General features: G+C 72.2%; 7 protein-coding genes. 4 read left to right on the top strand and 3 right to left on the bottom strand.

Features of this window, described 5'->3' with window-relative positions; translation table 11 throughout:
• Window positions 1-53: 53 nt before the first annotated feature.
• Window positions 54-872 carry an IclR family transcriptional regulator gene (locus OG494_RS19310; protein WP_328457629.1) on the bottom strand — a complete coding sequence of 273 codons (819 nt, stop codon included), beginning with the start codon at window positions 870-872 and terminating at the stop codon, window positions 54-56.
• Window positions 873-913: 41 nt separating this feature from the next.
• On the opposite strand from OG494_RS19310, the gene OG494_RS19305 reads away from it, so the two are divergent.
• Genes OG494_RS19305 through OG494_RS19290 form a run of 4 tightly spaced genes read left to right on the top strand, consistent with a single transcriptional unit; the run spans window position 914 to window position 4,079 of the window.
• Window positions 914-1,699, top strand: coding sequence for an SDR family oxidoreductase (locus OG494_RS19305; RefSeq protein ID WP_328457627.1), 786 nt, complete (start codon window positions 914-916; stop codon window positions 1,697-1,699).
• A 27-nt stretch (window positions 1,700-1,726) separates the two neighbouring features.
• Window positions 1,727-2,221 (top strand): cupin domain-containing protein, encoded by a 495-nt coding sequence (locus OG494_RS19300; RefSeq protein WP_328457625.1) that lies wholly within the window; start codon window positions 1,727-1,729, stop codon window positions 2,219-2,221.
• Complete coding sequence (locus OG494_RS19295; protein WP_328457623.1) at window positions 2,218-3,144, top strand: alpha/beta fold hydrolase; 927 nt, start codon at window positions 2,218-2,220, stop codon at window positions 3,142-3,144. Before OG494_RS19300 ends, OG494_RS19295 begins: the two co-directional genes overlap by 4 nt.
• On the top strand, window positions 3,144-4,079 hold the full coding sequence (locus tag OG494_RS19290; RefSeq protein ID WP_328457621.1) for a 2,3-dihydroxyphenylpropionate 1,2-dioxygenase: 936 nt from the start codon (window positions 3,144-3,146) through the stop codon (window positions 4,077-4,079). The genes OG494_RS19295 and OG494_RS19290 overlap by 1 nt, the downstream gene beginning before the upstream one ends.
• A gap of 67 nt (window positions 4,080-4,146) precedes the next feature.
• On the opposite strand, the gene OG494_RS19285 is transcribed toward OG494_RS19290, so the two are convergent.
• Entirely contained in the window at window positions 4,147-10,338 is a 6,192-nt protein-coding gene (locus OG494_RS19285) for an RHS repeat-associated core domain-containing protein (RefSeq protein WP_328457619.1), read from the bottom strand.
• A gap of 11 nt (window positions 10,339-10,349) precedes the next feature.
• Window positions 10,350-14,432, bottom strand: coding sequence for a LamG-like jellyroll fold domain-containing protein (locus OG494_RS19280; protein ID WP_328457617.1), 4,083 nt, complete (start codon window positions 14,430-14,432; stop codon window positions 10,350-10,352).
• Between the last annotated feature and the right edge of the window lie 184 nt (window positions 14,433-14,616).

Below are 14,616 nucleotides of genomic sequence, written 5' to 3'. Positions count from 1 at the left end.
CGTGGGCCACAGCGTGGAACAGGTCGGCGCGGCGAGCCAACCGGGAGTCCTGGTCACTGGGACGGCAGCTCGGGCTGGGGCCGCGGCACCGCCCATCGGCGGGCCGCGTACGCCCGGCTGGCCGCCGCGGCCGCCATCCGGACGGCGGGCCCGATCCGGTCCGGCAGCACGGCGGCGCTCGGCCCGGTGACCGACAGCGCGGCCGTGACGTTCCCGGTGAAGTCGAAGATCGGCGCGGCCACGCAGCTGATGCCGGCGTTGCCCTCTTCCCGGTCGTAGGCCCAGCCCTGCTCGTGCACGGTGGCCAGCTCTCGCGCCAGCGCCTCGGGGTTGGTGATCGTGCGGGGGGTGCGCCGGGTGAGCCCGGCCGCCACCACCGCGTCGACGGTCGCCGCGTCCGACCAGGCCAGGATCGCCCGGCCCAGGCCGGAGCAGTGCGCCGGGATCAGGCCGCCCACCAGGGAGAGCATCGGCAGCGGCCGGTGCCCGGTGATCTTCTCGACGACCAGCACGTCGACGCCGTCGAGCACGCCGAGCTGCACCGTGGTCCGGGCCGCCGCGTACAGGTCCTGCAGGTAGGGCAGCACCGCCTCGCGCAGCTCGTGGCGCACCGGGACCAGGCCGGCCAGCTCGAACAGCCGGGTGCCGATCCGGTACTTGTCCCCGGGCTTGTCGAGCCAGCCCAGCTCGATCATCCGGGCCGCCGTGCGGTGCACGGTCGAGCGCGGCAGCCCCGAACGCTCGACCAGCCGGGCCAGCGGCAGCTCGCGGTGCGTCGCGTCGAAAGCGTCCAGGATGGCGGCCGCGCGTTCGAGCGCGCCCGACGCCGACCCGTCGTCAGCCGATCGGGAGTCCCGGGCAGTGGGACTCATCCTTGGCCGGTCTCGCTCATGGACCGAATGTAGGACACATCATGGAGACCAACCAGCACCCCAGTCCCCGGGTCGCGTTCGTCGGCGGTGGCGCCGGCGGGATCGGCGCCGCCGTCGCGGCCGCGTTGCTCGCCACCGGGCACCGGGTCGTGCTCGCCGGCCGGACCGAAGAAACCCTGGCCGAGACGGCTTCGGCGCTCGGCGACGGCGTCGGCTACCGCGTCTGCGACCTGGCCGTGCCCGCCGCCGCGGCCGAGGCCGTGACGCGGGTGCGTGAGCAGTACGGCTCGCTCGACGTCGTCGTGGCCAACACCGGCGGCCCGGCGCCCGGCGGTGTCTTCGACATCCCCGCCGAGCAGTGGCACCACGACCTGGACCTGCTGCTCCTCGGCCCCCTCGCGCTGATGCGGGCCGCGCTGCCCACGATGGCCGAGCGCGGCTTCGGCCGGGTCGTCGTCACGACGTCGACGGCGGTGCGGCAGCCGCAGCCCGCGCTCGCCGCGTCGACGGTCCTGCGGTCGGCGACGACGTCCGCGGTGAAACTCGCGGCCCGCGAACACGCCGACCGGGGTGTCACGGTCAACTGCGTCGCGATCGGCGCGACCCTCACGCCGCGCCGCCTCGAGGTGGTGCGCGGGCGGGCCGACGCCGCGGGCATCGACGTCGCCACCGCGATGGCCCAGGACCTCGCCGACATCCCGGCCGGACGGGCCGCCGCGCCCGGCGAGATCGCCGCCGCGGTGGCGTTCCTGGCGTCGGCGGAAGCGGGGTACGTCAACGGAAGTGTGCTGACGGTCGACGGCGGCCGCACGGAATGCCCGGCCTGAGTGGTCGTCAGCAAGGGGAGGAGACCCATGTCCACGTCCGGACCCGAGTTCGCGATGAGCGACTTCCTCGCGAGCATCGCCCACGTCGTGCGCCCCGGCGGGCAGCGCCCGCTGGTCGTGCACGACGAGGACCTCGTCGAGATCCCGCCGGGCGCGGTGCCGAACCCGACGTCGCTGCGCGTCGCCGGCACCCTGCCGACCACGACGTTCGAGCTGTTCCGGCAGGTCATCCCGGCCGGCGAGAGCTCGGACATGCAGCGCCACCACCACGAGACCGTGCACTTCGTGCTCGCCGGTGACGGCCACAGCGAGATCGAGGACGAGGTCGTCAGCTGGACGACGGGCTCGTTCGTCTACACCCCGCCGTGGACCTGGCACCGGCACCACAACGACTCGGCCGAGCACCCGGTCGAGTTCCTGACCATCGAGAACTCGAGGCTGCTCGGCCTGTTCGGCCTGGGCCGCCGGGAGAGCGCGGGCCCGGCCACCATGGAAGAAGCCCGGAAGGCGGAGGACAAGTGACCACAGTGGACGAAACCCGCGTCGAACCGTCCGGGCCGCCGATCCCCGAGCACGCCGGCATCTGGGGCGAGCTGGGCGAACTCGAACACACCCTGCGCTACGTCGACGTCCCGCTGGACGGCGGGGTCGTGCGGACGCGGGTGCTGCAGGCCGGGACCGGGCCGGAACTCGTGCTGCTGCACGGGACCGGCGGGCACCTGGAGGCGTACGCGCGGGACCTGGCCGGGCTCGCTCGTGACTTCCACGTCACGGTCTACGACATGGTCGGCCACGGCTGGTCGGACCTGCCGGACCGGCCGTACACGATCGACGTCCTCGCCGCGCACCTCGTGTCCCTTTTGGACGTCCTGGGCATCGACCGGGCGCACCTGTCCGGCGAGTCGCTCGGCGGCTGGGTTGTCGCCTGGGTCGCGGCGCACCACCCGGACCGGGTAAACCGGCTCGTGCTGAACACCCCGGGCAACATCGCCAACAAGCCCGAGGTGATGGCGCGGATGCGCGACAGCACGATGGCGGCGGTGCGCGACCCGAGCGACGCCACCGTCCGCCGGCGCGTCGAATTCCTGTTCCACCACAAGGAGATGGTCACCGACGAGCTGGTGAACCTGCGCCGCCGGATCTACTCCCGGCCCGGGTTCGTCCGCGCGATCACCAACACGCTCGTGCTGCAGGACCCGCAGGTGCGCAAGGACTTCGCGTGGGACCCGGCGTGGGTGTCGAAGGTGACCGCGCCGACGTTGCTGCTGTGGACGAGCCACGACCCGACGGGCGGGCTCGACGAGGCCGACCTGCTGCTCGGCTGGCTGCCCGACGCGCTGCTGCACGTCATCGACGACGCCGGCCACTGGCCGCAGTGGGAGAAGGTCGGCGAGTTCCTCGACGTCCACCGCACCTGGCTGCTGACCGGGCAGGAGCCGTCCTGATGGCCGAGATCGCGGGCTTCGCCGGGATGTCCCACAGTCCGTTCGCGACACTGCTGCCACCGTCGCGGGTGGACGGTCCGGGCGGCCGCTTCCTCGGTGACGCCGAGCGCGTCCGCCGCGCGGTCGAGGACCTCGCCCCGGACGCGATCGTCGTGATCGGCCCGGACCACTTCCACGGCAACTTCTACGACGTGATGCCGCCGTTCGTGCTGGGCGTCGAGCAGGCGGCGGGCTTCGGCGACTACGGCAGCACGGAAGGTCCGCTGCCGGTGGCGTCGTCGCTGGCCTGGCCGCTGCACGCCGGCCTGACCGCGGCGGGGTTCGACATCTCGCTGTCGTACTCGCTGACGGTCGACCACGGCATCGTGCAGAGCTACGAGATGATCACCGGCGGGACGTCGCTGCCGCTGGTGCCGCTGGTCGTCAACACGGCCGCGCCGCCGCTGCCGTCCTTGCGCCGCTGCGTCTCCCTGGGCCACGCACTCGGAGCGGCCTTGCGGTCGGCGGACTTCCCGGGCCGGGTCCTGATCGCGGCGAGCGGTGGCCTGTCGCACTGGCTGCCGTCGAACGACCCGCGCGACCCGGCGGTGGCGGGGGAGCGCCGTGAGTCGCTGATCCACGGGCGAGCAGACGTCCACGCCTTCGCAGCGGCCCGCGAACCGCGAGTCCGCGCAATGGGCGGGGATCCCCGGGCGCGGGTGAACGCGGAGTGGGACCGGTGGTTCCTGTCGCGCCTGTCCTCAGGCGACGCGGACGCGGTGGCGGCACTCGGCCACGAAGCACTGGAGGACACCGCGGGAACGGGCGGCCACGAGGTCCGCTGCTGGCTGATCGGCCAGGTGGCGGCGGGGCTGCCGCTGGTGTGGACGAGCTACGAGCCGGTCCCGGAGTGGATCACGGGGATGGGTATCGGCACCACCTTCCCGATCACCTGAGGAGCCTCGACACGAAGAAGCCCTCCCGCGCGACCGGCGCGCGGGAGGCCTTCTCGGTACCGGTTTCCTACCTGGTCACCCAGGACTTCTCGATGTTCAGGCTGGCACCCGCCTCCCACCCTCCGCGGAAGAAGCCCCTCAGGTCGGAGAGATTCGAAAGGTGGGTCAGATCGCCTCCGAGGGACACGCCGCCTTCCACGTGGGGATGAGCTTCTCCGGCGAAGTGGGCTCCGACGCCCGCGCTCGCTCCGATCGGGCCGTAGGCCGCGTCGCCGTCCAGGGACCAGCCCCAGCCGGCGACGTCGTCGAGGGTCTTCGCGTGCATCACGTAGACCTTCGACTGGAGGTTCGAGACGCCCGAGCCATAACCACCGCCGACCTTGACGACGTGCAGCACAGCACCCGGATCCGCCTCGGACGTGCATTCCTGCCAGCCACCCGCGACGTAGGCGGCGCGACCGGTGAGTGCTTCGCAGGTCATCACCAACCCGCCGTGATCCTCCTTGTTCGCCAGCTCGAACTGGCGGGCGCGCTCGGTTTCCGCGGCGGCCGCGACCGCCCTGATCTCCTCACGCTGCTTCGCGCATTCGCCCTTGAGCAGCGAGGTGAAACTCCCGTCGCAGGCCGGTGCCTTCGACGCGGCCACCCCGCGGCACCAGGTCGCGATCGAGCCGGTGCCCAGGAGGTCGGTGCCGCCCTGGCACGCCCTCGGCATCGCCGCGCCCGCGGGGATGTCGAAGACGCTCTTCCCGCCACCGACCGGGTCGTTGGTGGCCGGGTTCTTGCCGCTGATCCCGCCGTAGGCGCCGTGCCCGTTGGGGCATTCGCCGTCCGGGCAGCTCTGCACGATCAGGCCGGTCGGGTCCGACTTGGTGGCCGGGTTGTTGTCCGCGTACGCGTAGGCGTTGAACTGCTGCGGGCTCCCCAGCGTCAGGATCGGGTCCACGGAAAGGAACTTGCCGGTCTTCGTGTCGTAGTCACGGGCCCCGAGGTGGGTCAGTCCCGTCGCCGGGTCCGGCGAGCCACCGGCGAAGCCGCGGTTGCCGGTCCACCCCGCCGGCTGCGCGGGACGCGGCTGGCCGAACGGGTCGAGCAGCCGCCTGGTCACCTGGAACGACGTCGCGCCGACCGACACCGTGTCGCTGCCCGAGCGGTCCTGGAACATCCAGGACACCCCGGAGAGCTGGCCGGTCCGGCGGGTCGCGACCGTGCTGTCCCCGGCGGAGTAGGACCGGGTGCCGGTGACGGCCTTGGTCGCCGCGTCGTACCGGAGTTCACTGCCGTCCGGCAGGGTGAGCGTGGTGCCCGAGGCGTCCCGCGTGATCAGCCGGTTCCCGTCGGCGTCGTAGGTGTAGGTCGTGACCGCCGAACCCGCGGCCGCCGAGACGACCCGGTCCTCCGCGTCCCACCCCAGGGTCTGGGTGCCCCCGGCGGGCGCGGGCCTGCCGGTGGTGCCGCCGGTGGCCGTGTAGCCGTAGGAGTCGACCTTCGCCGGCGCCGGGCCGGTGGTGGTCACCGTCTTCGGCGCGTGCGGCTGCGGCGCGCCGGGCGCCGGGTACTCGGACTTGCGGACGACGTCCGCCGCGCCGCCGAGGCCGTGCGAGGTGTCCGACTTGCGGTTGCCGATCTGGTCGTAGCCGAACGTGGACCAGTAGGCGCTCGGGCCGCCGGTCGCGCTGCCCGGCGCGCCGGCGCAGTTCGCGGTCGACGTCCAGGCGTCGGTGATCCGGCCGAGGTAGTCGTTGCCGAAGCACTGCCGGTCCTCGGCGGCGCCGGGAACCTTGGTGGACAACGACTTCACCGTGCCGGCGGCCTCGTAGGCGTACCCGACGTCCGACTGGAGATCGGTCGTCTTCGCGTGCTCGACGACCGTCCTGGCCAGCCGGTGCGACGCGAGCTCGTACCCGCGCCGCTCCCAGGTCTCCGCGCCCGTGGTGCCGAGGCGGACCATCTCCTTCTCCCCGAACGGGGTGTAGCGGGTGTAGCCGACGTAGGTGTCCGCCCCGGCCATGGTGCTGGGCATGCCGTAGTCGTCGTAGCCGTAACGGACGGTCTCCTCGGCCAGGTTGGTTCCGAGCCGCGGCAGCGTTTCGCTGCGCTTGGTGCCGTCCACGTTGTACACGGCGGTCGTCTTGTACGTGCCCGCGAGCCCGGTTTCGGACGCCGGCACGGTCAGCGTCGTGGCCGTCGGCCGGTAGCCGGCGTCGTAGGCGGTGACCTCCGCCTTGACGGCGTTGCCGCCCACGTACCGCGTCGACGACGCGATCTGCCCCTTGATCACCTTGCCGCCGGCCTCGGGCACCGTGTCGTAGGTCCATTGGGCCAGCAGCGGCCCGTCGGCCGAGTCCGCGTGGGTCTCGGTCCGGCGGCCCAGCAGGTCGTACTTGTAGGCGACGGTCTGCTGCCGGGCGTCCTTCTTGCCGGTCAGCTGCCCGGCGGCGTCGTAGGTCATGGTCGACTCGCCCTTGTCGGGGTCCTTGGCCGAGGTCGTCCGGCCGCGGGCGTCGTAGCCGTAGCTCCAGACGTTGCCCGCGGCGTCGGTCACCGATTCCGGTTGTCCCGCCTTGGTGTAGCTGTACTTCGTGGTGTCGGCGGCACCGGTCGGGGTCGCCGCGAGGTGCTGGCCGAGCTGGGTCGTGCGGCCGCGCGCGTCGATCCTGGCGGTCGTCGCCGTGCCGCCCTTCGGCGGGGTCTGCGCGATGCTGTCCCCGCGGTATTCGGTCGTGCTGCGCCACTGTTCGACGCCCGCGCTGCGCAGCACCGAGGCGGTCGCCCGCCCGGCACCGTCGTACTCGGTGACGGTCTGGGACGGCACGTCGGCGTCACCCGCCGACGAGGCGAACAGGTCCGTGCCCGCCGAACCGGTGGCCAGGTAGCCGCTGTTGGCCTTCACCTCGAGACCGCGTGAGTCGTAGATCTTGTCGGCGACGATCCTGGCGGTCTGACCGGGCATCATCCACGCGGCGGACTGGGTCTGGCGTTCCCGGCCGAGCCCGTCGTAGAGGGTGTACGCGGTCGTGTAGTTCTCGTTGGCCTTCAACGTCCTCGTGGCGACGGAGCTGATCGCGTCGGTGCGGACGGTGTAGTCGTAGAGGACGTTGCCGGATTCGCCCGCGTCCTTCGACCGGCCGGGCTGCCACAGTTCGGTGACCCGCCCGAGCGCGTCGTAGGCGATGTCGGTGTGCCTGCCGTTGACGTCGAGCGTCTGCGTGGGCTTGCCGAGCTGCCGGTCGAGGACCGTGGTGGTGACGTTCCCGGCCGGATCGGTCAGGGTCGACTTGGCCGGCGGTCCGGTGGCCGGTTCGTAGCCCACCTTCGTCACCCGATCGAGCGCGTCCGTGGTCGTCACCGCCCGGCCGTAGCCGTCGAAACCCGCCTGGGCGTCGACCTCGAACTTCGCGGTACCGCCGGGATAACTCCCGGCCACCTTGGTCACCGTGGCCTTGCCCAGCGTCGGCGGAGCGCCGAGGTCGCCGCCGTCGTAGTAGGTGCGGGTGTCGGAGATCGCGTCGCGCGGGAAGACCGCGGGGGTGCCGCACGCGGCCCCGACGACCTTGTCCTCGCTCGGCAGCGTGAGCAGCTGCTTGTCGTCGTCACGCGCGTAGGTGATCGTCCGGCACTGGTCGTCCGCGGCGTCGTCGACGTCGCCCTTGTCGTCGGTGGCGGTGAGGATGCCCTCGTCGGTGTAGGTGCTGGCCGACTCGGTCCGCCGGACGCCGCCGGCGGCCAGCACGGTGCGGCCGCGCACGGTTTCCGGCTTGACGAGGTAGGCGGCGCGAGCGCCCTGCTTCGCGGTCTCCTTGCGCAGCGGATCGGTGATGGTGCCGCCGACCTGTGTGGTCGTGTCGCCGTTGAAGGTGCTCTCCTCGCGGACGAAGCCCGCCAGCCCGTCCGCGTCGTCGACCACGCCGCCCTGCGAATCCTTGACCACGCCGGGCTTCTCGCCGCCGCCGGCGTCGAGCTTGTCGCCCTTCATGCCGCGGAAGTAGCGCAGTTCCTTCTTGGTCACCTTGACGCCGGGATCGGCGGCCGGATCACCGTGGCGCTCGACAACGCGGCCGTAACCGCGCCACTCCGACCAGGTCTGCCGTTCGGCCGGGACGAGCGGGTTGTCGGTGAAGTGCCAGGCCGCGCCGTCCAGGTACTCGTAGCCGGTCACGTCCGCGAGGCCGCCACCGACCCGGTCGAGCTGCACGATCCGGCCCACCGCGTACTTCTGGAACCAGTCGTCCTTCGGCTGCCCCTGCTGGAACGCCCAGCGGACGGGGAAGCAGCGCTGCTGGTTCGTCTCCGGCTTCGGCAGCGTCGAGGGGGTGCAGTCCACCGGCGCCCAGTCGACCTGGACCGCGCCGCCGATCTCGTTGCGCACCCCGCCGATCCGGAACTTGTTCATCGGCGGCAGGCCGTCCGCCGCGCTGTTGACCCGGTTGGCCGCCAGCGAACCGTTGAACACGACCGGCGGCTCGGCGACACTGCCGCCGACCAGGCCGGTGTGCGTGATGTTCTTGAACCAGAGCGACGGGGAAGTGTTGTCGCCGGGGTCCGGGTAGGTCTGGTAGAGCGTCCACGAGTCCACCGGCTTGTCCAGCAGCTTGGTGGTCACCTTCGCCAGCCGCTTCGAGGAGAAGAAGGCGGGCGCCAGCTTCTCGCAGGTGGCGGCGTCGCACTGCTGGTCCCACGGAGTGTCCACATAGGACTCCTTGGTGTGCTGGGCACAGTCCTTGCCCTCGACGCAGCGGTCCGCGGTCTCGAACTCGACCACGGCCGGTGCCGCGCCGCCCACCTTCTCGTTGGTGCCGTACTCGATGCGGCGCAGCGTGCCGGCGCGGGTGTACTCCGCCTTGCGCTGGCCCAGGTTGATCCCGTAGGCGTTGCGCTCCTGGTCGTAGAAGTACTTGATCGTGTTCCCGTGCCGGTCGACGACGTAGTCCAGGTTCCAGGACCACGCCTGGTCGCAGGACGAACCGGCGTAGTCGCCGGCGTGGCAGGGTTCGCCGGCGTCGTTGCCGAACACCGGGACCGTCCAGGTGGACTTCGTCTCGGTCTTGGACCCGAAGTAGTACTGCGTGCCGTCGACGGTGGTGACGCGCCAGAAGTTGCCGTCCCGGTCGCCGTTGTCGGCGCCGGACAGGTACTCGACGCGGGTGCCGTCGTCGTTCTTCGGCCGCCAGATCTTCTCGTTGTCGTCGAAGATCAGCTCGCCGCTGTGCCCGGCGAACGCCATGGTGGCGTAGTTGCCGGCCCAGCACGTGTCGCCGGTCTTGGGCTGGACGCCGTCGTCGGCGCACGCCTTGAACTGCCAGGAGATGGCCCCGGCGCCCAGGTTCCAGCCCTCACCGATCCAGGAGGCCTGGTTGTTCGTCGACACGACGCGGCCGTCGACACCACCGGAGCTGTAGGACATCGCGAGGTCGGGCACGAGCCCGCCGGGCACCTGCGGCACCGTCAGCGGGTACTGCCAGGTGAAGGTCCCGCTCTGGGTGCCGACACCCCAGGAGGCCGCCGGGGCCAGCGGGGTGGCCGAATAGTCGCCGGTCGGGCCGGAGGCGGTCGCGGCCAGCGCGAACACCGCGCCGTCCGGTTCCGCCGCCACCGGGGCGGACGCGCGGCCCGCCTTGACGTCGTTGTGCGTTTCGAGCGGCTTCTGGGTGCGGCACTCCGCGCGGGCGGGGGTGGTGGCCGCGCAGGCCGGCAGCGCGACGACCTTCAGCCGGGACGCCCAGTCCCCGCCGAACGCCGAGCGGAACCCGGAGTAGTCCAGCTCCGCGGTGACCGGTGCGGCCTGGCGCACGCCGTCGGCCCGGCTGAGCCGGACCAGCATCCCCGGCGTGCCCGCCGCGGCGGCGGCTTTCTGGTCGAGGACCTCGACCCGGACCTTCGGCTGCGGCGCGGCGGCCTTCGCCGAGTCCGTTGTGGACGAGCTCAGCCGCACCGGCAGGGTCTCGGCCGGCGCCGCCTGCTTGGCCTGCGTCTGCGCGGCCGGGAAGGCGACTTCGGCGGTGCCCGCCGCGGGCCACGCCACCTTCGGGGCCGCACGCAGCGCGCGCTCCGCGTCCGGTTCCGGCGCCAGTGCCTTGGTCGCGACGGGCTTGCCGGTCACGGGCTTGAAGGTGGTCAACGGCGCCGGGTCACCGGGCGGGCGCGTCGCCGCGCCCGCGGCCGGGGGCACCGCGACGGCCAACGACCACGTCAGCACCGTCGCGGTGGTCAGCGCGACCACCGACCGCCACTTGTTCGGATCTCTTCGGGTTCTTGTCATGTCTCCCCAGTTCACGGGCTCACCACATAACCGAGCACGTCCACGACGACCTGCCCGTCGCAATCGGACGTCAACGCGTCGAAACGTTCTCCCGAGCCCTGCTGCGCGCAGCGGGTCAACGGCAGGCTCTGCATTCCGGACGGCGGGGCGGACCAGATCCAGCCCAGCTGCCCGGTGACCGTCTTCCCTTCGCAGGAAGGCGAAAGGGACGTGAAGCTGTCGCCGTTCTCGACGCAGGACAGCAACGGCACGGTGCCCGGCACGGCCTGCAGCGACACCGCCCACAACGGACCCTCGCGGAGGTAGGGCACCGGCACGGTGGTGGTGCTGGTCCGCCGGTCGATCCCGCGTTCGATCTTGACGTAGCGGGTCAGCTGCGCGTAGCTCAGCACGTATCCGAGCTGCTTCTCGACGGTGAGTCCCTCACACCCCGGGTCCGGCGAATCGAACCGCTCGTCCGCCGTCCCGCCGGTGCCGCACCGGTAGAGCATCCGGCCGGCCTTGTCCGTGGGCGCCGTCGGATAGACCGCCCCGAGAACACCCAGTTTCGTCCCGGTTTCGCACGCCGGGTCGAGGGACGTCAGCTCGTCGGTCCCGAGCCGGCAGGCGTACAGCGGCTGGGTGCCGGGCGTGCCCACCGGGGCCAGCCAGCCGAGCTGCTGTTCCAGCGCGTACGCCCGCGGCGGCGGCCCGGTGGCCGTGAAGTGCTCGGAGCTGTGGCTGACGTAGCGCGTCAGCGAGCCCGACCACCGGCGATCGGTCACCGGGTTGAGGTACTCGTCCCGGACCTCGGCGTCGGTCCGCACCCCGGTGTAGAGGTGCGCCTCGTCCACGATCCCCTTGAAGGGAGTGGTGATCAGGGCCTTCGCCTTGGCCTGGCCGATGCGCAGCGGGCCCGCCGCGTTCGCCTTGATCCCGCCGGGCACCGTGGTCCGTCCGGTCAGCGCGCCGTTGACGTACAACCGGATCTCGGGCACCGAGGCGTCGTACACCCCGGTCAGGTGCACCCAGCGCTGCACAAGCGGCGGGGCGGAGTCGGCCGCCGTGAACACGGTCGCGGTGTCGGCACCGGACTGCGGCATCGAGAAGACCCACTTCTTCGCCGCGGCCTGGTACATCAGGCTGAAGCCGCTGTTGCGGTCGCCGTCCTGGCTCAGCGCCACGCGGGACGTCGTGGTGTCGTCCACGTTCACCCAGGCGGTGGCCGTGAAGCTGCTGTCCGTGCGCACCGCGGGCCCGTCCGCGACCACGGAACCCGTGCCGTCCGTGCGGACGGCGTTCGCGCCGACCTTCCCCGGCACCCAGCTCACCCCCGGTTGCAGGGTCGCGGTCCGGTAGCCGCCGGACGCGTCGGTGGTCGTGGTGCCGGTGCCCTCGTCCAGCCGCCAGGCCGCTTCCTCGACCGCCGGCTGGGTGGCCAGGAGGTCGATTTCGGTGGCCTCGGCGACCTTCACGTCCGGCAGCGCGCGGTTGTAGACCTTGACCTCGTCCACGGCGCCGACCCACGGATCACCGGCGGCGCCGTCCCGCTGCCCGCGGCCGATCTGGACGGCTCCGACGGCCGCCCGCGGCGTGGTGAAGGTGTTCGTCCCGGCCGCCGCGCCGTTGACGTACAGGTCCATCCGGTTGTCGGTCGAGCTGTAGACGCCGGTCAGGTGGGTCCACACACCTAGCTGCGGCGCACCGGTGGCCGCGGCGGTGCGTGACACGGCGGTGCCGTTGTCGTCGGAGGCCATGGTGAAGGCCCAGGAGCTGGCCGCCCCGCCGGTGTACCCCAGCGAGAACCGCGAGAACCGGGTGCCGTCCTGGCTGACCGCCGTCCGCGTCTTGCCGTCGTTGCCGTCGAGCCGGACCCACGCGCTCACCGAGAAGCTCGCGATGGTGTTGACGCTCGGGCCGCCCGCGGTGGTGACCGAAGACCCGGCGGAGCCGTCGAACCGGAGCGCGTCGCCGACCCGTCCGGGCGTCCAGACCGCCTTCGCGGGCGGGAACGTGCCGTCGTGGCCCGCGTTCCGGCTGTCGGGCACGGTGGTCGTCAGGTGCCGGCCGTCCAGGGGCCAGTAGTCGTCCGGGGGAGTGGGCACGGCGACGCGGAAATCGTAGTTCTTGGTGTTGGCTTCGCTGCCGCGGTTGCCCGCCCGGTCCACACTGGTCACGTGCAGCGTGTACGGATCACGCGTCGGTGGCGTGACGAACGCACTCGCCTTGCCGTTCACGGCTTTGACGGTCTTCTCCGACTGGCCGTCGAGGCGGTACTTGAACTCCGCGACGTCGGCGACCCCGTTGGCGTCGAAGGTGAATTCGGCCGTCTGGCCCGGTGCGCCGCCTTCCCCGCGTTCCGGGTAGACCAGGGAGTTCACGATCGGTGGCTTGCCGGGCGCGGACAGGTCGACGGTGATGTCGCACCACGGCGAATAGTCGCCGTCGAAGCCGTGCTCGTCGCTGCCGCGGACCCGCCAGGCGATCTTCGAGCCGTCCTTGAAGGCGCCGTCCGGAATGCGCAGCCGGAACTCCGTCCCCGACTCCTGCCGTTCGGTGTCCTGGGCGCCGACCTGCGCGCCGGAGCGGTTGGCCCAGACGAACTCGGCGCTGAGGTGGTCGTCGTCGGGGTCGGTGAGCGTCGCCTTGAGGGTCGGGGTGGCGGTGGTGACGTACGGCTCGTCCGGCTCGCCGTCACAGCCGCCCTTCGGGTCCGAGGCGAGCCCTTCCGGCGGTTCCGGGCGGTTGTTGTAGGTCACGATCAGGTTCGGGTTCGGGTCGAACTTCTTCCACGACGCGTTCCCGTTCGCGTTCGCCGACTCGTCGCCGGAGACCAGGCCGAACGTCGCGGTCTGCAGGCCGCGCCCGGTCGCGTCCGCGACCTCGTCGCCGACGCCGAAACCGACCCAGTCCGCGCCGCAGTTCGGGTAGCCGTGCGCCGCGTCGACCGAGCCGGCCAGCGCGTTCCAGCGCGGCTGGTTGTTCCAGCTCAGCCCGGGCCCGGTCGGTTCGGTGTAGTAGAGGTCGACGCGCTTGGCCGTGCAGGAGGGCGCCCACACCTCGAAGAAGTTGACCTCCGCGTCGAGGATCTGGCTCCCGTGCAGGTCGCCGACGTCGAACTGGAAGTAGGACCGGACCCGGACCGTCGGCGACTCCCACGACGAGTAGCCGACCTTGGCCAGGCCGTCGCCGTCACCGCCCCAGTAGGTGTTGCCGCGGTAGTCGGCGGGCACGTCGTAGGCGAGGCCCCAGCCGCTCTGCCCGGCGCCCCAGCTGGGGTCGATCTCGACCGGGAAGCGGGTCGCCGGATCGGTGAGCAGCTTCCGGTCCGGCACCAGCACGAGCTGCTTCGCCGACACCTCGACCGGGAACGCGGCCCGCTGCCGCGGCCGTCCGTCGGCCGCCCGCGCACCGGCGTCCCACATCTCGGCGGGCGGGGCCTGGAACACCACGGTGCCCGCCGGGTCGGTCGCTCTCAGCACGCCGCCGCCGGCCGTCTCGACCGAAAGGCCCCGCGTCTCGAGCCCGAACGGGATTCTCGTGAGCCGGCCGGCCGCCGCGGCGGTCTTGACCACGAGGACGTGCGAGAAGCCGGCGGCCGTCGCGGTGACCCGCAGGTCCACTCCGGACAGCACGTCGGCGTAGGTCGCCGAATCCCCGGACAGCGCGGGCGCGGGCAGCGGAGCGGGCCAGCGCAGCGCGAGTTCCTTGCTGTCCTTGACGAACCTGACCAGCGGCGCGTCGCCGCCGCCGGAGAACGTGACCCGGTTCGCGGCGGCCACCGGGGCCACCGTCCCGTCCGCACCGCGCCGCAGGGTCCGGTCCACCGGGACCCAGCCCGCGCCGCGGCGCACCCGGACCGGCGTCACGCGCTGCTCGCGGGTGAAACTGCCGTCCGGGTTGGCGAACGTCTGCGAGGTCTCGGTGGTCTTCGCCGCCACCTCCACCCGCTCGCCGGTCGCCTTCGCGATCGTCTTCGCGGCCACGGCGGAACCGTCGCCCGGTGGTCCCGCGAGCGGGCCGGCGTGGTGGGCGGCCGGGGTGGCCGCGACCACCCCGGCCGCGATCGCCAGCACGGCGACCATGAGCGGAATACGACGTCGTGCAACGAGCACGGTGGCTCCAAAGGTGTGCGGAGTTCCGCACCCGGAACGCCCGGCGCCGAGCGGCGCGAGCGGGTTCGGGTGAGGGTGATGTGTGCCCGGTCCGATCCCCAGTCGGTGCGGCCCCGGTGTGGCACCGGCGCGGCGACCGGGCTCCCAGTCCGGTCCGCAGGCACGGCACTGGGAAGTATCGGAT

It is taken from the genome of Amycolatopsis sp. NBC_00438 (assembly GCF_036026695.1).
GTDB lineage: Bacteria > Actinomycetota > Actinomycetes > Mycobacteriales > Pseudonocardiaceae > Amycolatopsis.
The sequence above is the reverse complement of the archived record's forward strand: the minus strand, read 5'-3'. Positions and strand labels throughout refer to the sequence as shown.

Bases quoted from the DNA above. Each gene is read 5' to 3' on its own strand.
- OG494_RS19290 (WP_328457621.1), top strand. From the start codon at position 3,144: ATGGCCGAGATCGCGGGCTTCGCCGGGATGTCCCACAGTCCGTTCGCG.
- OG494_RS19300 (WP_328457625.1), top strand. From the start codon at position 1,727: ATGTCCACGTCCGGACCCGAGTTCGCGATGAGCGACTTCCTCGCGAGC.
- OG494_RS19305 (WP_328457627.1), top strand. From the start codon at position 914: ATGGAGACCAACCAGCACCCCAGTCCCCGGGTCGCGTTCGTCGGCGGT.
- OG494_RS19285 (WP_328457619.1), bottom strand. From the start codon at position 10,338: ATGACAAGAACCCGAAGAGATCCGAACAAGTGGCGGTCGGTGGTCGCG.
- OG494_RS19310 (WP_328457629.1), bottom strand. From the start codon at position 872: ATGAGTCCCACTGCCCGGGACTCCCGATCGGCTGACGACGGGTCGGCG.